Annotated in this window: 16 protein-coding genes; 10 read left to right on the top strand and 6 right to left on the bottom strand. The window is 65.1% G+C overall.

What is annotated here, in order from left to right:
• Positions 1-76: 76 nt before the first annotated feature.
• From QGV55_RS15400 to QGV55_RS15390, 3 genes are all read left to right on the top strand, one after another.
• The gene (locus QGV55_RS15400) at positions 77-1,186 is read left to right on the top strand and encodes a beta-propeller fold lactonase family protein (RefSeq protein ID WP_281019767.1); all 1,110 of its coding nucleotides are present in this window, start codon (positions 77-79) and stop codon (positions 1,184-1,186) included.
• A complete protein-coding gene (locus QGV55_RS15395) occupies positions 1,179-2,369 on the top strand; it encodes an ABC transporter substrate-binding protein (protein WP_281019768.1) in 1,191 nt (396 codons plus the stop codon). Before QGV55_RS15400 ends, QGV55_RS15395 begins: the two co-directional genes overlap by 8 nt.
• Before the next feature lie 215 nt (positions 2,370-2,584).
• Positions 2,585-3,079 (top strand): methylated-DNA--[protein]-cysteine S-methyltransferase, encoded by a 495-nt coding sequence (locus QGV55_RS15390; protein ID WP_281019769.1) that lies wholly within the window; start codon positions 2,585-2,587, stop codon positions 3,077-3,079.
• A gap of 24 nt (positions 3,080-3,103) precedes the next feature.
• Here the strand turns inward: QGV55_RS15390 and QGV55_RS15385 are convergent, their stop codons facing one another.
• Together QGV55_RS15385 and QGV55_RS15380 are read right to left on the bottom strand one after the other, a co-directional pair.
• Entirely contained in the window at positions 3,104-3,688 is a 585-nt protein-coding gene (locus QGV55_RS15385) for a histidine phosphatase family protein (protein ID WP_281019770.1), read from the bottom strand.
• A gap of 5 nt (positions 3,689-3,693) precedes the next feature.
• Positions 3,694-4,920, bottom strand: coding sequence for a D-alanyl-D-alanine carboxypeptidase (locus QGV55_RS15380; protein WP_281019771.1), 1,227 nt, complete (start codon positions 4,918-4,920; stop codon positions 3,694-3,696).
• A gap of 280 nt (positions 4,921-5,200) precedes the next feature.
• On the opposite strand from QGV55_RS15380, the gene clpS reads away from it, so the two are divergent.
• The 5 genes from clpS to QGV55_RS15355 all read left to right on the top strand — a co-directional run bounded on the left by clpS (position 5,201) and on the right by QGV55_RS15355 (position 12,706).
• Positions 5,201-5,530 (top strand): ATP-dependent Clp protease adapter ClpS, encoded by a 330-nt coding sequence (gene clpS, locus QGV55_RS15375; protein WP_281019772.1) that lies wholly within the window; start codon positions 5,201-5,203, stop codon positions 5,528-5,530.
• A 4-nt stretch (positions 5,531-5,534) separates the two neighbouring features.
• Complete coding sequence (clpA, locus tag QGV55_RS15370; protein WP_281019773.1) at positions 5,535-7,943, top strand: ATP-dependent Clp protease ATP-binding subunit ClpA; 2,409 nt, start codon at positions 5,535-5,537, stop codon at positions 7,941-7,943.
• 55 nt (positions 7,944-7,998) lie between these two features.
• A complete protein-coding gene (locus tag QGV55_RS15365) occupies positions 7,999-9,027 on the top strand; it encodes a glycosyltransferase (RefSeq protein WP_281019774.1) in 1,029 nt (342 codons plus the stop codon).
• A 173-nt stretch (positions 9,028-9,200) separates the two neighbouring features.
• Positions 9,201-11,987 carry an isoleucine--tRNA ligase gene (gene ileS, locus QGV55_RS15360; protein ID WP_281019775.1) on the top strand — a complete coding sequence of 929 codons (2,787 nt, stop codon included), beginning with the start codon at positions 9,201-9,203 and terminating at the stop codon, positions 11,985-11,987.
• A gap of 131 nt (positions 11,988-12,118) precedes the next feature.
• A complete protein-coding gene (locus QGV55_RS15355) occupies positions 12,119-12,706 on the top strand; it encodes a LysE family transporter (protein ID WP_281019776.1) in 588 nt (195 codons plus the stop codon).
• A 141-nt stretch (positions 12,707-12,847) separates the two neighbouring features.
• On the opposite strand, the gene QGV55_RS15350 is transcribed toward QGV55_RS15355, so the two are convergent.
• Genes QGV55_RS15350 through QGV55_RS15340 form a run of 3 tightly spaced genes read right to left on the bottom strand, consistent with a single transcriptional unit; the run spans position 12,848 to position 15,371 of the window.
• Positions 12,848-14,197, bottom strand: a complete 1,350-nt coding sequence (locus tag QGV55_RS15350; RefSeq protein WP_281019777.1) for an ATP-binding protein — start codon at positions 14,195-14,197, stop codon at positions 12,848-12,850.
• 34 nt (positions 14,198-14,231) lie between these two features.
• Positions 14,232-14,924, bottom strand: coding sequence for a response regulator (locus QGV55_RS15345; RefSeq protein ID WP_281019778.1), 693 nt, complete (start codon positions 14,922-14,924; stop codon positions 14,232-14,234).
• A 24-nt stretch (positions 14,925-14,948) separates the two neighbouring features.
• Entirely contained in the window at positions 14,949-15,371 is a 423-nt protein-coding gene (locus QGV55_RS15340; RefSeq protein WP_281019779.1) for a MarR family transcriptional regulator, read from the bottom strand.
• Positions 15,372-15,569: 198 nt separating this feature from the next.
• On the opposite strand from QGV55_RS15340, the gene QGV55_RS15335 reads away from it, so the two are divergent.
• Together QGV55_RS15335 and QGV55_RS15330 are read left to right on the top strand one after the other, a co-directional pair.
• On the top strand, positions 15,570-16,457 hold the full coding sequence (locus QGV55_RS15335; RefSeq protein ID WP_281019780.1) for a branched-chain amino acid aminotransferase: 888 nt from the start codon (positions 15,570-15,572) through the stop codon (positions 16,455-16,457).
• Entirely contained in the window at positions 16,454-17,047 is a 594-nt protein-coding gene (locus tag QGV55_RS15330; RefSeq protein ID WP_281019781.1) for a hypothetical protein, read from the top strand. Before QGV55_RS15335 ends, QGV55_RS15330 begins: the two co-directional genes overlap by 4 nt.
• A gap of 112 nt (positions 17,048-17,159) precedes the next feature.
• Here QGV55_RS15330 and clpB read toward each other — a convergent pair whose 3' ends face one another.
• Positions 17,160-19,754, bottom strand: coding sequence for an ATP-dependent chaperone ClpB (gene clpB, locus QGV55_RS15325; RefSeq protein ID WP_281019782.1), 2,595 nt, complete (start codon positions 19,752-19,754; stop codon positions 17,160-17,162).
• Positions 19,755-19,899 lie beyond the last annotated feature (145 nt).

Genomic DNA, 19,899 nt, shown 5'->3' with positions numbered 1-19,899 from the left:
ATCAATCACGCGCGGTGCGGTCGGGTGAAGTCCTGTCCGTGTGAAGAACAAGCGCGATGCTTGGGAGGGCAGGAAAATGAACTGGTTGCGCAACTTGATGCTGGGGGGAGTTCTGGCGCTGGCCATGGTCGTTCCCGCGGCGGCGAAGGAGACCGGTCTGGTCTTCGTGTCGAGCGAGAAGGACAATGCCGTCCATGTGCTGGATGGCAAGACGCTGGAAGTCGTCAAGCGTATCGGCACCGCTGCCCGCCCCCGGCATCTTCAGTTCGACCCAGCGCGGACGCGGATCTTCGTTGCCTGTGGCGATGGGGATGCCATCGACATCATCGACATCGCGACACTTCAGCTGACCGACCGGATAACGGGTATCGATGACCCGGAGCTGTTCGATTTCTCGGCTGATGGCGGCACGCTCTTCATCTCCCTGGAGGATGACGCCAAGCTCGGCATCCTCGATCTCGCCACCTATTTCCGGGAGCGCGAGTCGAAGCCGGACCTGGACGTTGCGGAACCGAGCGATGAGCCGCTGTCCGAAGAGGAAGATGAGGAAGAAGGGAACGAGAACGAGGAAGAGGGCGGCGAAGAGGCTGGTGTTGCCGGCCTGACCACGATCGAGGTCGGCGCGGAGCCGGAGGGCATTCTGGCCAATCCGGATGGCCGGACGGTCTATGTCTCGTCGGAAGTGGCCAACCTGGTGCATGTGGTCGATCTGGCCAGCGGCAGCATCCGGGCCAACATTCTGGTCGGGCAGCGGCCGCGCCGCTTTGCGCTGACACCGGACGGGCGTGAACTCTGGGTGTCCAACGAACTCGCCGCCTCCGTCTCGATCATCGATGTCGCCAGCAACACGGTCTCGGCCACGCTTCGGCTTGAACCGCCGAGGGGCTTGCGGGTGGAGGACGTGACACCGGTCGGGATCACCATGACGGCTGACGGCCGGACCGCCGTGATCGCCATGGGACGGGCCAATCACGTGGCATTCGTCGATGTTGCCGCGCGGCAGGTCGCGGACCTGGTTCTGGTGGGCAACCGGGCCTGGAACGCCACCCTGAACCGGGACGGCAGCCTGCTCTACGTCGCCAACGGTCTGAGTGACGACATGACGGTCATCGACATGGAACGCCGTCGTGCCGTCCGGTCGGTGCCGGTCGGGCGTGTCCCGCATACCGTCCTGATCGATGACTGATCTGACCCGACTTCTCGCCGCCGGTCTTCTGGCTGTGCTGGGGCTCGCGCTGCCGGTCACGGTCGCCTGGGCAGATGAGCTTGTCATCGGTCACCTGGAGATGAAGGGGGATCGTGACTATCGCCGGTCCCGCACCTTCGCGGCCTTCCTGAACCAGCCGCTCGGCCGTCCCCATGCCGGTGGGGAAGTGGCCCTGGGGGAGGTGAAATGGCATGGCGCGGCGACCGGGACGGAGTTTGCCCTGGACCGCCAGCGCGCCCGTCAGGACGAACTCGTTGCGACGGCGGAGGCGATGCTGGCGCGCGGTGTCCATTTCATCATCCTCGATCTGCCTGCACCGGAGATCGCGTCTGTTTCGGGGGCGCTGGCGGGCAGGGACGTGCTGCTCTTCAACATACGCGCGGCTGCGGACAGCCTGCGGGGGGCCGACTGTCAGCCCAACCTGCTGCACATCGCACCAAGTGACGCCATGCGGGCCGACGCGGTCGGGCAGTTCCTGGCCCTGCGTCGCTGGCGGGAGGTGCTGGTCCTGGTGGGGCCGCTGGCGGCGGACAGGGCCATGGCCGCCGCCTTCCGGCGCAGTGCCGCGCGCTACGGCCTGAAGATCGAAGACGAGCGTGCCTTCGTGCTGAGCAATGATCCCCGGCAGCGTGAACTGAACAATCCGTTGCTGCTGACGCAGGGGTCGGACCATGACGTGATCTTCGTCGCCGACAGCGATGGCGAGTTTGCCCGCAACCTGAACTACCGGATGGTGGATCCGCGCCCGCTCGTGGGGACCGAAGGGCTGGCCGGACTGGCCTGGCACTGGTCATGGTCGCGCCATGGCGCACCGCAACTGGAAAACCGGTTTCAGGATCAGGAGGGCCGCCCGATGCGTGATCCCGACTGGGCCGCCTGGCTGGCTGTAAAGGCGGTGGCGACTGCCGTGCAGCGCACGCAGAGCGAAGTGTTTGTGACCCTGCGCGATCACCTGCTGTCGGCGGAACTCGTGCTCGACGGCTTCAAGGGCAACCGCCTGAGTTTCCGCCCCTGGGACAACCAGTTGCGGCAGCCGATGCTGCTCGCCACCCATAACCACGTTGTCGCCCGCGCCCCGGTGGAGGGATTCCTGCACCGGACCAACAATCTCGACACCCTGGGGATCGACGCACCCGAGACCGCCTGCCGCATGACGCGTTAGGGGAGGGGGGCGAGCTCCCGGCTGGCCGGATTCGGACCCGATCATCGACGGGGTCTCGCACCGGTCGTGGCCCGGCGATAGACTGGCGGCATGCTTGATTTCGACACCTGCAATACCGCCCGCCTGCGTCGCGATCCGGCCTTTGACGGCCGGTTCATTGCGGCATTCAGCGAACTCCACGGACGCCCGCCACCCTCCCTCCTGGCATCCCGGACATGAAGAATATCCCGCTCAGCTACACCTGGCTCGAAACGCCGATCGGGCGACTGCTGCTGGCGGGCGATGCCGGGTCGCTGCATTTCCTCAGCTTTCCCGGCGGCCACAAGGCCTTCGGCCCGCATCCGGCCTGGACCTGTTCCGACAAGGGTTTCGATGAGGTGAAACGGCAGTTGCTGGCCTATTTCGATGGCCGCCTGCGGGACTTCGATCTGCCGCTGACGCTGCATGGCACCGATTTCCAGAAACGGATCTGGCGCCGGTTGCGCACCATTCCCTTCGGCCAGACCACAACCTATGGCGCGCTGGCGCGCGGGATCGGGGCACCGAAGTCGAGCCGCGCGGTTGGTGCCGCGAACGGTGCCAACCCGCTGCCGGTCATCATCCCCTGCCACCGGGTCATTGGTGCGAACGGGGCCCTGACCGGTTTCGGCGGCGGCATTGAGACCAAGCGGTTCCTTCTGAAGCTGGAGGGCAGCCTGCCGGACCCATGAGCCTGATTCCTGCGGCGCGGCGGCTCAGGTCCGGTTGACGTGATCGACCGCCCAGCCACCGTCCCCATGATCGGTCAGGGACGTGACCGACAGCGGATCGATGCAGAGGCTGAGGCCACGGTGCGGCGGGATGCCGAGGGCCAGGGTCACCGCCGCGCGGATCACGCCTGCGTGGGCGATGACGGCGACGGTCTGTCCGCCGAACCGCCCCCCGGCACGGGAAATCACCCGGTTCGTGCGCTCGATCAGGTCAAGAAAGCTCTCCCCCTCGGGCGGTCTCAGGGCGGCCATGGCTTTCAGGTCCAGCCCGTTCCAGGCGCTGACCGCGCTGTAGGGCTTGCCTTCCCAGGTGCCGAAGTGCTGCTCCTTCAATTCATCGTCGAACAGGGGGGCAGGCAGGGCCGGGCTGATCCCGCGCAAGGTCTCGACAGTCGTGCGGCAACGGGAGAGCGGGCTGCAGAGGACCACACCCGCGACCTGCAGCATCGCTGCGGTACGGATCAGGCTTTCGCTGTCGGGTTCCAGTGCGGGGATATCGGTATGGCCGATGATCCGTCCGTCCGGATCAGTCGGTGCATGGCGGACCCAGAGCCAGCGGGTCACGGACATGGTCGTCAGCGGTCGCTGCGCAGCACCATGCAGTCCATCCGCTTTGCCTTCAGCGCGCGACAGGCGTCGCGGGCCTCCGTCGCGTTGAACGAGAGCAGCCGCGCACGATACAGGCTGCCCTTGCTGGTCTTCACCCGGTTCAGGTCGATCGGGTGGTTGCGCAACTGTTCCGGCGCGGCGGCAACCGCCTGCCGGATGGCGCGGTTGGCACGTTTGGTCGACCCGAAGGCGCCGACCTGGATGCCATGGTCGCCTTCAGGCACGGCCACCGGCGTTGCCGCAGGCGCGGCGGCGTTCGCTTCGGAGATCAGGTTGATGCTGCGCAGGCTGGCCAGCACGGACGACTCGCCCCGGCTGCCAGGGCGGGCAGGGGGTAGATCGGCGGCGACCGTCAGGGTGCCCGACTTCTCCTGATCTGCGGCACGGCGGAATCCCATGCTGATCAGTTTCTGCATCTGCCGGTCGCGCCGCGCCGCGGTGCGGCCACCGATGACCACGGCCACCAGCCGCCGCCCGTCGCGCGCGACGGTGGTCACCAGGTTGAAGCCGGATGCATTGATGTAGCCGGTCTTGATCCCGTCCACACCGTCGATCCTGCCCAGCAGGTTGTTGGTCGAACCGTAGGTGCGTCCCTTCCAGGTGAAGGTGCGGGTGGCAAACAGGGGGAACAGGTCCGGGAAATCGCGCTGCAGGGCGATGGCCAGATTGGCCATGTCGCGCGCGGTGGTCACCTGATGGCGGTTCGGCAGGCCGTTGGCGTTTCGGAAGCTTGTGCTGACAAGCCCGAGATTGCGCGCCCGCGCCGTCATGCGGCGGGCGAAGACGACCTCGCTCGGGGCCAGGGCTTCGGCCACCACGGTTGCCACGTCGTTGGCGGACTTCACGATCAGCGCCAGCATCGCATCCCTGACGCGGATCGTCGAACCGCGCGGCACACCCAGTTTCGATGCAGGCTTGCCCGCGGCATTGCGCGACACCCGCAGCGGCGTGTCCATGCTCACCTTGCCCTGCTTCACGGCCTCGAAGAGCATGTAGAGCGTCATCATCTTGGTCAGGGATGCCGGATGAACCGTCCGGTCGGCCTTGTGCGCGTAAAGGGTCTGCCCCGTCGCCTGGTCGACGACGATGCCCGTGTAGACACGCTTGGCCGCTGCCGGTGCGGCGAAGGAGACCATGACCAGCGCGGCCATGACCAACAGCGTGCAATGTCCCCAATGTCGTTCAACCGTCATGAACTGGCGCGGCTCCCGAGCCTTGAAATGCGTCGATTCGTCAAGAATTTAGCGGAACCCTGATTCAGGGTCCATGGTGGAGTTAACCTAATTTCGCAAGTCCGGCGCGCAAGAAGCACTTTTGAATGGCTTCGAGCCTAGCCTGAAACGGAACATGACCTATATGTCCCTGAGGTTGGACGGGCAAGGTTCGGTGCGCAATTCTTGCCGATCCCCCTTTCACATCGATCCGTTCCACCATACTGTTTTCATCAGGAATTTCGGGAGAGCCGTCGGAGACATGACCGACAAGCGTAACGATAACGACAGTGACAACGAGATCGGGGTCGTCACCAAGACCCGGCCACGGACGAAGCAGCCGTCGCTGTGGCGCGTATTGATGCTGAACGACGACTACACGCCGATGGAGTTCGTCGTCTACGTCCTGCAGCGCTATTTCAACAAGGACGCCGATGCGGCGACGCAGATCATGCTGCACGTGCATCAGAAGGGTGTCGGCGTCTGTGGAATCTTTCCGTACGAGGTTGCGGAAACGAAGGTCACCCAAGTGATGAACCTCGCCCGTGAGAACCAGCACCCCCTGCAATGTACACTTGAGAAGGCGGAATAGACGCGTGCCATCGCTCTCCAGACATCTCGAAGAAACCCTGCGCCGTGCCCTCAATCTGGCCGGTGAACGCAATCATGAATATGCGACGCTGGAGCATCTACTGCTCAGTCTGATCGACGACCCGGATGCGGTCGCGGTCATGCGCGCCTGCAACGTCGATCTGGGCAAGCTGGCACAGGAGCTGACCCGTTTCATTGACGAGGATCTGAAGGATCTGGCGCAGACGCTGGAGGAAGACGCCAAGCCTACGCTGAGTTTCCAGCGCGTGGTGCAGCGTGCGCTGATCCATGTGCAGTCCTCAGGACGCGAGGAAGTGACCGGCGCCAATATCCTGGTCGCGATCTTCGCGGAGCGGGAGAGCCACGCCGCCTATTTCCTGCAGCAGCAGGACATGACCCGTCTCGATGCCGTCAGCTACATCAGCCATGGCATCGCCAAGGCCCCCGGCCTGAACGCGGAGCGCGCCGTGCGCGGCTCCGACGATCCGGAGGAGGACGGCGAGGACGAGGGCATGCAGGAAGCCGGTGAGGCGGAGGCCGAGGCACCGGAGAACGAGGCGCTGGCCCAGTATTGTGTCGATCTGAACGAGAAGGCACGGGCGGGCAAGATCGATCCGCTGATCGGACGCGCGCTGGAGATCGACCGCACCATCCAGATCCTCTGCCGCCGCACCAAGAACAATCCGCTGTATGTGGGCGAGCCGGGTGTCGGCAAGACCGCGATCGCGGAAGGGCTCGCGCGGCGCATTGTCGAAGGCAATGTCCCCGATGTACTCGCCTCGGCGACGATCTACACCCTCGACATGGGCGCACTGCTGGCCGGAACCCGCTATCGGGGTGATTTCGAGGAACGGCTGAAGGCGGTGATGCGGGAGATCGAGGGGATCGACAACGCGGTCCTGTTCATCGACGAGATCCATACCGTCATCGGGGCCGGGGCCACCTCCGGTGGTGCCATGGATGCATCGAACCTGCTGAAGCCCGCGCTGGCTTCCGGCACGATCCGTTGCGTCGGCTCCACCACCTACAAGGAATATCGCGGCTACTTCGAGAAGGACCGCGCCCTGTTGCGCCGGTTCCAGAAGATCGACGTGAACGAGCCGACGATCGAGGATGCGGTAAAGATCATGAATGGTCTGAAACCGTACTACGAGGAACATCACGGGGTCCGCTACACCAGCGATGCGATCCGTTCCGCGGTGGAACTCTCGGCCCGCTACATCAACGACCGGAAGCTGCCCGACAAGGCCATCGACGTGATCGACGAGGTGGGCGCGGCGGAAATGCTGAAGCCGCAGAGCCGCCGCAAGAAGGTCATCGGTGTCCGCGATGTGGAGGCCGTGGTTTCCAAGATCGCGCGCATTCCGCCGAAATCCGTGACCAAGAAGGACGAGAATGTCCTGGCCAACCTGCAGGACGACCTGAAGCGCGTTGTCTTCGGCCAGGATGTCGCCATCGAGGCTCTGGCGTCCGCCGTGAAGCTGTCGCGTGCCGGTCTGCGCGAACCGGAGAAGCCGATCGGTTCCTACCTGTTCTCCGGCCCGACCGGTGTCGGCAAGACGGAGGCGGCGAAGCAGCTGGCCGATACCATGGGCCTGACGCTGCACCGCTTCGACATGTCGGAGTACATGGAGCGCCATACCGTCAGCCGCCTGATCGGTGCGCCGCCGGGCTATGTCGGCTTCGACCAGGGCGGGCTGCTTACCGACAGCGTGGACCAGCATCCGCATTCCGTGCTGCTGCTGGACGAGATCGAGAAGGCGCATCCGGATGTCTTCAACCTGCTGCTGCAGGTCATGGACCACGGCAAGCTGACCGATCACAACGGCAAGAAGATCGACTTCCGCAATGTCGTGCTGATCATGACGACAAATGCCGGCGCGGCGGAGATGCAGAAACATGCCATCGGCTTCAACCGCGGCATGCGCTCCGACGAGGATTCCGAAGCGATCAAGAAGCTGTTCACGCCGGAGTTCCGCAACCGTCTCGACGCCATCATTCCCTTCGCGCCGCTGGCGCCGGAGGTGGTGGGCCGTGTCGTCGACAAGTTCGTGCTGCAGCTCGAGGCCCAGCTCTCCGACCGCGACGTGACGATCTCGCTCACCGATGCGGCACGCACCTGGCTCGCCGACAAGGGCTACACGCCCGAATTCGGTGCCCGGCCGCTGGCGCGGGTGATCCAGGAAAGCATCAAGCAGCCGCTGGCGGAGGAACTGCTGTTCGGGACCCTGAAACGGGGCGGACACGTGAAGATCCGTCTGGAGCAGGGCAAGCTGGTCTTCGATCTGGAAGCAGCGGCGGAGCGGACACCACCGAAGGCGAAGAAGTCCGGCGGCAAGTCGGGCCGCGGCAAGTCCGGCGGCAGCAAGTCCGGCGGCAGCGCCAAGGGCACGGTCCCCGAGACCAGCAAGTAGCAGGTCGTCGGGGCCGTTCCGGTCGCGGTCGGGTGTCAGAGAGACTGACTGAGCCATGCTGATCCAGTTCTTCACCCTGCGACCGGTTGCGGCGGTCAACGATATCCGCGTGCATCAGCCCGCCGCGGCGCTGGCGCGTCTGCCCGGCGTCCGGTGTCATGTCTTCGGCAGCGGTCAGGCAATGAAGCAGCCGGAACCGGGAGAGGAATCGGTCTTCGTCTGGCAGCGCCAGATCCTGGAGCCTGCGCGGGCGGATGATCATCTGAAACTGCTGCGGCAGGGCCATCTGGTGGTTTCCGAATGGGACGATGACCCGCGCATCTGGCCGATGGTGGTGCGGACGAACTTCTTCTGTCTGCGCGCCAGCCACGCCGTCCAGACCTCCACAGATGCACTGGGCGCGTTCATTCGCCAGCACAATCCGACGGTGGGTGTCTTCCCCAACCAGCTGGCCAATGTCCCGCCGTTGCAGGTGCCAGAAAGGGCGCTTGGGCAGCCGGTCACCCTCTTCTTCGGCGCCCTGAACCGGGAGGAGGACTGGCAGCCCGTCATGGCGGAACTGAACGACGTCCTGCGTATCTTCGGTGACCGGGTGCGGGTCACGGTCGTGCATGACCGGGGATTCTTCGATGCGCTGGAGACGGCGCGGAAGGTGTTTCACCCGACCTGTCCGCATGACCGCTACCGTGAACTGCTGGGGCAGGCGGACATCGCCCTGCTGCCGCTTTCCGACACACCGAAGAATCGCCTGAAATCGGATCTGAAGTTCATCGAGTGTGCGGCGGAGGGGACCGCCGTGCTGGCCGCGCCCACCGTCTACGAGAAGACGATCAGGCACAATGAGACCGGCCTGATCTTCCGCACGCCGCGACAGTTCGGACTGAAATTGCGCGCCCTGATCGGGGATCATTCCCTGCGTCGCCGGCTGTTGCGCAATGCCCATGCCCACGTGGCGCGGGAACGGCGGCTGGAGGATCACGTGACGGCGCGTCTCGACTGGTACCGCAGCCTGCTGGACCAGCGCGCGTCGCTGGATGCGGCGATGCGGGCCCGTTGCCTCGACATCCCCGCGACGCGCTGGTAAAAGCCCGCTCATGCGACGTTTCATGGATGCAGTCTCAGCCGTCCGGCGAATTATCAACCCGGTCCTGTAATACTCAGGGCCGGGCCAATCTGCCTTTCTGACCGCCATCCCGATGAAGAATGTGCCGCGCGCCAGCGATCCCTGCCGTGGCAGACCACAAACGAGTTTCAGACATGACCCAGGACTACAAGGACACCGTCTTCCTGCCGAAGACCGACTTTCCCATGCGCGCTGGCCTGCCGCAGAAGGAACCGGAGATCCTGAAGCGTTGGTACGACATGGATATCTGGGGCAAGCTGCGCGAAAGCTCGAAGGGGCGGGAGAAGTTCATCCTGCATGACGGCCCCCCCTATGCGAATGGCGACATCCACGCCGGGCACGCGCTGAACAAGATCCTGAAGGACGTGATCAACCGCTCCCGCCAGATGCTGGGCTTCGACGCCAACTACGTGCCGGGCTGGGACTGCCATGGCCTGCCGATCGAATGGAAGATCGAGGAGAAGTACCGCAAGGCCGGCAAGAACAAGGACGAGGTGCCGCTGAAGGAATTCCGCAAGGAATGCCGCGACTTCGCCGATCACTGGATCAACGTGCAGCGCGACGGGTTCAAGCGCCTCGGTGTCTTCGGCGACTGGGAACGCCCCTATCTGACCATGGCCTATGAGTCCGAGTCGGTAACGGTCAGCGAGTTGCTGAAGTTCCTGATGGACGGCTCCCTCTACAAGGGGTCGAAGGCGGTCATGTGGTCGGTGGTGGAGAAGACCAGCCTTGCCGAGGCGGAGATCGAGTATCACGACCACACGTCCTTCACCATCTGGGTCCGGTTCCCGGTCGTCCGTACCGACGATCCGGCCCTGGAAGGCGCGTCGATCCTGATCTGGACCACGACTCCCTGGACCATCCCCGGCAACCGGGCACTGGCCTATGGGGAGGAGATCGCCTACGGCGTCTATCAGGTCGACGCGGTGGAGGAAGGTTCCCTGGCCGTGGTGGGGGAGAAGCTGGCGCTGGCCGATGCCCTGGCCGAGGAAGTGCGCGCAAAGGCCGGGATCAGTGCCTGGACCCGCGTCGCCGCCGTGACCAATCCCGCCGGAACGGTCTGCCGCCATCCGCTGAGCGCGCTTGGCTATACCTATGAGGACCGGCTGCTGCCCGCCGACTACGTGACGACGGAACAGGGCACGGGCTTCGTCCATATCGCGCCCGGCCATGGCGCGGAGGACTTCGACCTTGGCCGTGAATATGGTGTCGAGGTGCCGGACACGGTAGGGCCGGACGGTGTCTACTACCCGCATGTGCCGCATTTCGCCGGACACCATGTGTTCAAGGCGCATGGGCCGGTGATCGAGACCCTGACCGAGCACGGCGGCCTGCTGGCGCATGGCAAGATCGTCCATTCCTATCCGCACAGCTGGCGCTCCAAGGCACCGCTGATCTTCCGCAATGCGCCGCAGTGGTTCATCTCCATGGAGAAGAACGGCCTGCGGGAGACCGCGCTGAAGGCCATCGACGAGACCGCCTTCTATCCGGCCTCGGGCCAGCGCCGCCTGCGGGACATGATTGCGCGCCGGCCCGACTGGCTGCTGTCGCGGCAGCGTGTCTGGGGCGTGCCGATCACCGTGTTCGTCGACAAGCGCACCGGCGAGCCGCTGCGTGACCCGGCGGTGAACGCCCGCATCGTGGAGGCGATTGCCCGCGACGGCTGTGACGCCTGGTTCGAGTCCGATCCGTCCGTCTTCCTCGGTCCGGACCATGATCCGGACAACTTCGAGCAGGCGCGTGACATCCTGGATGTCTGGTTCGATTCCGGCACCACGCATGCGTTCTGCCTGGAGAAGCGCGACGACCTGCGGTCCCCGGCGGACCTCTATCTGGAAGGCTCCGACCAGCACCGCGGCTGGTTCCATTCGTCCCTGCTGGAGAGCTGCGGCACCCGTGGCCGCGCGCCCTACAAGGGAGTGCTGACCCACGGTTTCCTGCTGGACGAGAAGAAGGAGAAGATGTCGAAGTCGGTCGGCAACACGATCTCCCCGCAGGACGTCATGAAACAGTATGGCGCCGATATCCTGCGGCTCTGGGTCGTGGCGGCGGACTTCTCGGAGGACCTGCGGTTCGGGCCGAACATCATCAAGTCGACGGCGGATTCCTATCGTCGCCTGCGCAACACCATGCGGTTCCTGCTCGGCAATCTGGATGGCTGGTCGGCGGAGGAGGAACTGCCGGTCGCGGAGATGCCGGAGCTGGAGCGCTATATCCTGCACCGTCTGGCGGTGATGGACCGCGACCTGCGACGCAACCTGGATGTCTATGATTTCCACCGTATCCATGTGGAGCTGTTCAACTTCTGCACCGTCGAGCTGTCCTCGTTCTACTTCGATGTGCGCAAGGACGCGCTCTACTGTGATCCGGCGGGTTCCGTGCGCCGCCGCGCGGCCCGTACCGTGCTTGACCGGCTGTTCCATGCGCTGGTCACCTGGTTCGCGCCGATCCTCAGCTTCACGGCGGAGGAGGTCTGGCAGAGCCGTTTCAACGACCCGTCCGACAGCGTGCATCTGAAGCTGTTCCCGGAGATCCCGGCGGAATGGCTGAACGACAATCTGGCGGCCCGCTGGGACCGCATCGCCCGCATCCGCCGCGTCGTGACCGGCGCGCTGGAGGTGGAACGGCGGGAGAAGCGGATAGGTGCCAGCCTGCAGGCCGCGCCGGTCGTGCATGTCTCGGCGGAGGACGCGGCACTGCTCGATGGCCTCGACGTGGCCGAGATTTGCATCACCTCCGACATCCACATCAGCACTGATCCGGCACCGGAAGGCGCCTTCACGCTGGACGATGTGGAAGGCGTCGCCGTGGTCCCGGCCCTGGCCGAAGGCGGCAAGTGCCAGCGCTGCTGGATGGTGCTGCCCGAGGTGACGGAGACCCAGGACATCTGCAACCGCTGCACGGATGCCGTGGCGGCCTGACCGGGCCCGGCTTAGAAATCCTGTGCGACGGTCGAGTTAAACTCGTTTGTCCCACGGCTGTTGCCGCACTCCCTTGAAGCTGCCGGCCGGACTGATCCGGTCGGCAGCATTCATTTCGGGACGTGTCTGCCATGGAAATCCTCTCGGCCCTTGTTCTCTTTGCCGTCGTCACGACCATCACGCCCGGCGGCGCAACGACGCTCTCCACCGCTTCAGGGATGAACTTCGGCGTGCGCCGCAGCCTGCCGCTGATCGCGGGCATGGTGTCGGGACTTGGGACGCTGGTCTTCTGTGCCGGGTTCGGGCTGGCCAGCCTGATCGCGGCGGCGCCGGCGCTGGAACTTGCGCTGCGGCTCGCCGGATCGGCCTATCTGCTCTGGCTGGCATGGCGGACGGCCCGCAACGGTGCGCCCGGCGCGGCGGGCGATGTGGAGATCAGACCCTACAGCTATGTGGCAGGACTGATGCTTGTCTCGGTCAATCCGAAAGCCTGGGCCATGGCCTTCGGGGCCAGTGCCGCCTTCGCCGGGGGGATGAGCAATCCGGTACTCGCGGCCCTGGTCATGGCGCTGGTGTTCATGGTCTGCGGCGCGTCGGCGCTGACCCTCTGGTGCGGCGCCGGGGCGATGCTGGCGCGGTTGCTGAAGACGGAGAGGCAGTGGCGCCTGCTGAACGGTATGCTCGGCATGCTGCTGGTGGTGTCCATCGTCCCGATGTGAGTCCGGGTGTGGACCGTGCCTCCCCTCTCCCCCTCCCGGCCACCCACAAGGATCATCCCATGGGTGGTCGGGAGGGGGAGAGGGGAGGCACGGTCTACAAACGACTCAGGAGAGGGATGGAACAGGCAGTGAAAGAACGCGCTATACCGGCAACCGAAGCTCCACCCGTAACCCGCCCATCTCGGAGGCCCCCAGCCTGATCTCGCCGCCGTGGCGGCGCACCACGTCGCGGGCGATGGTCAGACCCAGCCCGGCGCCGCCCGTGTCCGGCCCGCGCGCGTCATCCATGCGGCGGAAGGGGCGGAACATCTCGCTGCGCCGCTCTGCGGGGATGCCGGGTCCATCGTCGTCGATCTGGATGTAGATCTGGTTGGAGCGGCGCTCCGCCAGCAGACTGATGCTGTCCGCGTGGCGGCGACTGTTCTCCATAAGATTGGTCAGACAGCGCTTCAGCCCGTTGGGCCGTCCGATCATATGCAGATCACCTGCGATGCTGTCCGTGACAGTGGCACCCTGACGCCGTGTGTCGTCGGCAACCGCCCTGACCACGTTGGCAAGGTCCAGTGGCTCCGCCGGTTCCTGGTCCTGGCCGCGGGCATAGGCCAGATAGCCGTCGACCATGCGCTGCATGTCGTTCACGTCGCTGCGCAGATCCTCGATCTCCGGGTCCTCGCCCAGCATGGCGAGCTGCAGCTTCATCCGGGTCAGTGGCGCGCGCAGGTCGTGGCTGACACCCGCCAGCATCTCGCTGCGCTGCTCGATCTGCCGCGTCATGCGGTTCTTCATCTCCAGCAGGTTGCGGGCGGCCTTTCGTACTTCCAGCGCGCCGCTGGGTCGGAAGTCCGGGGCTTCCTGGCCCTTGCCATAGCGTTCCGCGGCGGAGGCGAGCCAGCGGATCGGTCGCACCTGGTTGCGCAGGAACAGTACCGCGATGAACAGAACCACGATTGATGTGGCGATCATGGAGATGATCAGGATGTTGATGGTCAGCGAGTACAGCCGCTCGTCACGCGTCGAGACATGCAGCACCCCGTCGGGCAACTGGATGCTGACCCCCAGCCGCCGGGCCTCCGACCCCGTGTCGATGACGAAGGGGTAGGTGACGCTGCGGGCGATGAACTGGGCGAACATCCGGTCCTTCAGCGAGTAGTCACCGGGATCGATATCGGCGCCGCGCACCGGGTTGCTGAGTTGCGCGCCGCCGACGAATTCGACGCGCAGGCGCAGCTTGTCCTGGGCCGCCTGGGCCAGCCAGGCCCGCTCCGCCCGCTTCTCCGCCGTGGACATGCTGTCCAGCACCAGCATGATCTCGCCCACGACGCCGGACGCCATGTGCGCGGAGACCGACTTCCAGTGCCGCTCATAGAAGAACCAGGCGACCATTGCCTGCACCAGGATCAGCGGCAGGATGATGATCAGCAGGGCGCGGGGAAACAGCCGCTTGGGCATCAGTTGCCGCATCCGGCCCAGCAGAGGCAGGGTTACGCGCATGTGCGGGACCTGCTGGCCTTGATGCCCTGTCCGGTCATGCGTTCACCGCAGTGGCCCAGAGGACATAGCCCTCACCCCGGACGGTCTGCAGGTGTGTCGGCTGGCGCGGATCATCCTCCAGCTTGCGCCGCAGGCGCGTGACCTGCACATCGATGGCGCGGCCCGCCGGGTCACCGGCTTCGCCTGCCAGCATCTCCCGGCTGATGGTTTCACCGGGGCGGGCGGCCAGGGTCTGCAGCAATGCCGCCTCACCGCTGGTCAGCCGCACCGGGGCATCGTCACGGGTCAGTCGGTTGGTGGCCCGGTCGAAACGGAAATCGCCGAAACCAAGGACCTGCGTGGCCGGACGTCGCGTGCCGCGCCGCAGCACGGCCCGGATGCGCAGCAGCAGTTCCTTTGGCTCGAACGGCTTGGTCAGGTAGTCATCGACACCGGTTTCCAGGCCCGCGATCCGGTCATCCGCATCGCCGAGGGCGGTGAGCATCAGGATCGGCACCTGCCGACCGGTGCCGAGCAGGCGACTGGCGAACTGCCGGCCATCCTCCCCCGGCAGCATGACGTCGAGGATCAGCAGGTCGAACTCGATCCCTGCCAGACGGCTTTCCGCCTCCGCCGTGTCCGCGGCCTCGCTGATCCGGAAGCCGTTGTCGCCGAGGAAACGGCGCAGCAGGCCGCGCAACCGGCTGTCATCATCAACGATCAGGATATGCGGGCTGTCATCGGTCATGCGGGGCTTTCATGTATCCGGTGCTCACTTGCGGATCTGGGCGAGGATGGTGTCGCGGCTCTCCTGGTCGATCAATTCCGAAAGTACCCGGCGATAGCCCTCCACGGCCTCCGGCCCTGCGCGACGAAAGGCGCGGGCAACCCGTTCCTGCTGCGGCTCGGAGCAGGCGGCCTCCAGCGCCTGGCCGCTTTCGGTCAGGGACAGGTGCCGCAACCGGCGATCCCGTGCCCCCGGGGTCTGGGCCACATAGCCATCGCGCACCATGGCCCCCAGCACACGGGCAAGCGATTGCTTGGTGATGTTCAGGATCTTCAGCAGGTCCTGCACCGTGATGTCGGGATTGCGGCCAACGAAATGCAGCACCCGGTGATGCGCGCGCCCATAGCCGACGGTGGCCAGAACCTGATCCGGATCTGACGTAAAGTCCCGGTAGGCAAAGAAAAGCATCTCGATGGCCTGACGCAGGTCACGACCCTGCGGATGATTCTGTCCGTCAAACCATGCTTCCCAATTGGCGGTCGCAGGGTCATCATCATCGGGCTTTGGGGAACTGGAAAAAGATACGTCAACCATGTTGACTTAGTTTCCTTACAATGTTACTCACAACGCGCATTAGGCGACACATTTGTATAAACGAGGCAGGCAATGAGCAACTTCGCGGACCAGGATGGTCTGATCTGGTACAACGGTGAGATGGTCCAGTGGCGAGATGCAGATGTACATGTGCTGACGCATGGGCTGCATTATGCCAGTTCCGTGTTTGAAGGCGAGCGCGTCTATGGCGGCGAGATCTTCAAGCTGACCGAGCACACGGAGCGGCTGGTTCGGTCCGCCGCCCTGCTCGACTTCGAAATTCCCTATTCCGTCGCGGAAATTGATGCCGCCTGCCGCAAGGTCGTGACCGACAACAAGATCGTCGACGGCTATGTCCGCCCGGTTGCGTGGCGCGGCAGCGAGATGATGGGCGTGTCAGCGCAGGCCAACCGGATCAACCTGGCCATCGCGGTCTGGGAGTGGCCGAGCTACTTCTCGCCGGAGGAGCGGCTGCAGGGTATCCGCCTGCAGATCTCCAAGTGGCGCCGGCCCGATCCGGCCACCGCGCCCGTCGAGTCCAAGGCTGCGGGCCTCTACATGATCTGCACCCTGTCGAAACATGCCGCGGAGAAGGAAGGCTATGCCGATGCGCTGATGCTGGACTGGCGCGGTCAGGTGGCCGAGGCAACGGGGGCCAACATCTTCTTCACCCGCAACGGCAAGATCTACACGCCGACGCCTGATTGCTTCCTGGACGGCATCACCCGCCGGACGGTGATCGCACTGGCTAAGGAACGCGGCTACGAGGTCATCGAGCGGCGGATCATGCCGGAGGAGATGGCGGATTTCGAGGAATGCTTCCTCACCGGTACGGCGGCGGAAGTGACGCCGGTGCGGGAGATCGGACCCTATGCCTTCACACCGGGTGGGATCTGCGAAGCCCTGATCGCGGACTATGATGCGGTGGTGCGGCGCAAGAACAGCAAGGAAGCAGCGTGAACCCAGAACGCCCCAAGGGTGGTCGCCGGTCGGGCGGTGGTGACAGCAGTCGCCGCCGCCCTGCCGCGTCTGGCGGCCCCGCCCGTCGGCATGGCGAGATCACGGTCCCTGCAGAGGCCCTGAAGATCTGGGTCGAGCGGGGCCTGACCCAGTTCAAGGTCGCGGAGGTCAGCCTGACCGAAGCCCGCGACAATGCCCGCCTGGAGCAGGAAGCGCGTACCCGCGCCCGCAGCGTCCAGGGTCAGATCGTCTACAACTACCTGCTCGACCGGAAGGGCAGCACGGCCTGGTGGCAGGAATGGGGTGGCTTTGATCTGGAGTCGGAGATTCTGACTGAAGCGGTGCTGAGCATTCCGTCCGTGAAAGCGCGCATCGACGCCTTCGACCCGAAGGACAATGAATGGGGCCTCGATACGGTCGAGGATTACCGGGACGTGCTGTTGCAGGCGCATCACGGTGATGTGGAGGAGGACGACCTGCGTCGCGGCCTGCGCCGCTGGCTGGGCCACCTGTCGCCGGACGCCCGCCGCCTGTTCGCCCGCGACATCAAGAGCTGGCTGAAGGAACCCGCACCGAAGCCGGAAGGCTGACGCGCGGCCCCGCTGAGCGACCGGACAGCCGACCAGATTCACCGCCAATACGAATGTCCCGACATTCCCCTGTCAGAGGGAACGCCGGGACTGTTCGTCATCACCCGTCGTTTCAGGCGGCTTCGACGGCTTTCGTCTTCTCGAACGTCAGCCCGTCCGGTCCGACATGGACTTCCACGGTGGTCCCGTCGGCGATCTCACCGGCCAGGATGCGTTCCGCCAGCGCATTCTGAAGTTCGCGCTGGATGACGCGCTTCAGCGGGCGGGCACCATAGACCGGGTCGTAACCGGCATCGGCCAGCCAGTCGCGGGCGGCGTCGTCCAGTTCCACTTCGATCTTCCGCTCCGCCAGCAGGTCCTGCAGGTGGCGCAACTGGATATCCACGATACCGCCCATGTGCGCCCGTGCCAGACGGTGGAACAGGATGATCTCGTCCAGCCGGTTGACGAACTCGGGCCGGAAGTGGTCCCGCACCGCCTTCATCACCTGAGCCTCGGCCAGGACAGTGTCATCTTCGGGGCCCAGTGCCGCCAGATGCTCGCTGCCCAGGTTCGAGGTCATGATGATCAGGGTGTTGCGGAAATCGACCGTGCGACCCTGACCGTCCGTCAGGCGGCCATCGTCCAGCACCTGCAACAGCACGTTGAAGACATCCGGATGCGCCTTCTCGACCTCGTCGAACAGGATCACCTGATAGGGCCTGCGCCGGACGGCCTCGGTCAGGGCACCGCCCTCGTCATAGCCGACATAGCCCGGCGGGGCACCGATCATGCGGGCCACAGCATGTTTCTCCATGTACTCGGACATGTCGATGCGGACCATGGCCTGGTCGTCGTCGAACATGAACTCGGCCAGCGCCTTGGTCAGTTCGGTCTTGCCGACACCGGTGGGGCCCAGGAACAGGAACGACCCGATCGGCCGGTTGGGGTCCTGCAGACCGGCACGGGAACGACGGACCGCGTGGGCCACGGCCCTGATCGCCTCTTCCTGACCGATCACACGCTCGCCGATCCGCGCTTCCATCTGCAGCAGCTTCTCGCGCTCGCCGGCCAGCATCTTCTCCACCGGCACCCCGGTCCAGCGGCTGACGATGATGGCAATGTCTTCCTCCGTCACCGATTCGCGGACACCGGCCGGGGCACACTTGCCTTCCGCTTCTGCCAGTTTCTGCTCCAGTTCCGGGATCAGGCCATAGGTCAGTTCACCGGCACAGGCCAGATCGCCGCGCCGCTTGGCGTCCTCGACGTCGTTGCGGGCATGGTCCAGCTCTTCCTTGACCTGCTGCGCCTCGCCCAGCTTGTCCTTCGCAGCCTGCCAGCGCGCGGTCTGCGCCCGGCTCTGCTCCTCCAGATCCGCCAGCTCGGTCTCCAGCTTCTGCAGCCGGTCCTTCGAGGCCTGATCGCTTTCCTTGGTCAGGGCCTCGCGCTCGATCTTCAGCTGGATCACCCGGCGGTCGAGCAGTTCCAGCTCCTCCGGCTTCGAATCCACCTGCATGCGCACACGGCTCGCCGCCTCGTCCACCAGGTCGATGGCCTTGTCGGGCAGGAAACGGTCGGTGATGTAGCGGTTCGACAGGGTGGCGGCGGAGACAAGCGCGGCGTCGGCGATACGGACGCCGTGATGCACCTCGTACTTCTCCTTCAGGCCACGCAGGATGGAGACTGTGTCCTCCACCGTCGGCTCCGAGATGAAGACCGGCTGGAACCGCCGCGCCAGCGCCGCGTCCTTCTCGATATGCTTGCGGTATTCGTCCAGCGTGGTCGCGCCCATGCAGTGCAGTTCACCGCGCGCCAGGGCCGGCTTCAGCAGGTTGGAGGCATCCATGGCCCCGTCCGCCTTGCCTGCACCGACCAGGGTATGCAGCTCGTCGATGAACAGCACGATCTCGCCGGCCGCCGACTGCACTTCCTGCAGCACGGCCTTCATCCGCTCCTCGAACTCGCCACGGTATTTCGCACCGGCGATCATCGCGCCGAGATCCAGTACCAGCAGGCGCTTGTTCTTCAGACCCTCCGGCACGTCACCGTCGATGATGCGGCGCGCCAGGCCCTCGGCAATGGCGGTCTTGCCGACACCGGGTTCACCGATCAGGACAGGATTGTTCTTGGTCCGGCGCGACAGCACCTGGATGGCGCGGCGAATCTCGTCGTCGCGGCCGATCACAGGGTCCAGCTTGCCTTCCCGCGCTGCCTCGGTCAGGTCGCGGGCATAGCGTTTCAGCGCGTCATAGCCATCCTCGGCGGAGGCACTGTCCGCCGTGCGTCCCTTGCGCATGTCGTTGATTGCCGTGTTCAGCGCCTGCGGGGCGACACCGGCGCCCTTCAGGATCTTCGCCGCTTCGGCATCATTCGCCATGGCCAGGGCCAGCAGCATCATTTCCGCCGTGACGAACTTGTCACCGGCCTTGGTCGCCAACTGGCCAGCCTGTTCGAAGACCCGCGCCAGTTCCGGGGCAAGATAGACCTGCCCGGCACCGGAACCCTCGACCCTGGGCAGCTTGCCCAGCGCCATTTCGGTCTGCTGCAGCGCCTGCTTCGCGTCACCGCCAGCGGCGGCGATCAGCGATGCGGCCATGCCCTGTTCGTCATCCAGCAGCACCTTCAGCAGGTGCTCCGTGGTGAAACGCTGATGATTGGACCGGACAGCCAGCCCCTGGGCGCTTTGCAGAAAGCCGCGCGCCCGTTCCGTGTAGTTCTCGAAGTCCATGCTTCCCTCTTTCCAAAGCCCGCGTCCGACACCCCGTTCCGGGCCTGTCATCGGCGTCTCACTAGAGTTTGCCTGTCATGATGCGCGTCGCCGCGCGGTTCGGATGTCCGGTCCCCGGCTGGGCAACCCGACACCACATATGTTG

The organism is Minwuia sp. IMCC3009, assembly GCF_029909415.1.
In the GTDB taxonomy this organism is placed as follows: Bacteria; Pseudomonadota; Alphaproteobacteria; order Minwuiales; family Minwuiaceae; genus Minwuia.
This window is presented reverse-complemented; position numbering and strand designations above follow the sequence as displayed.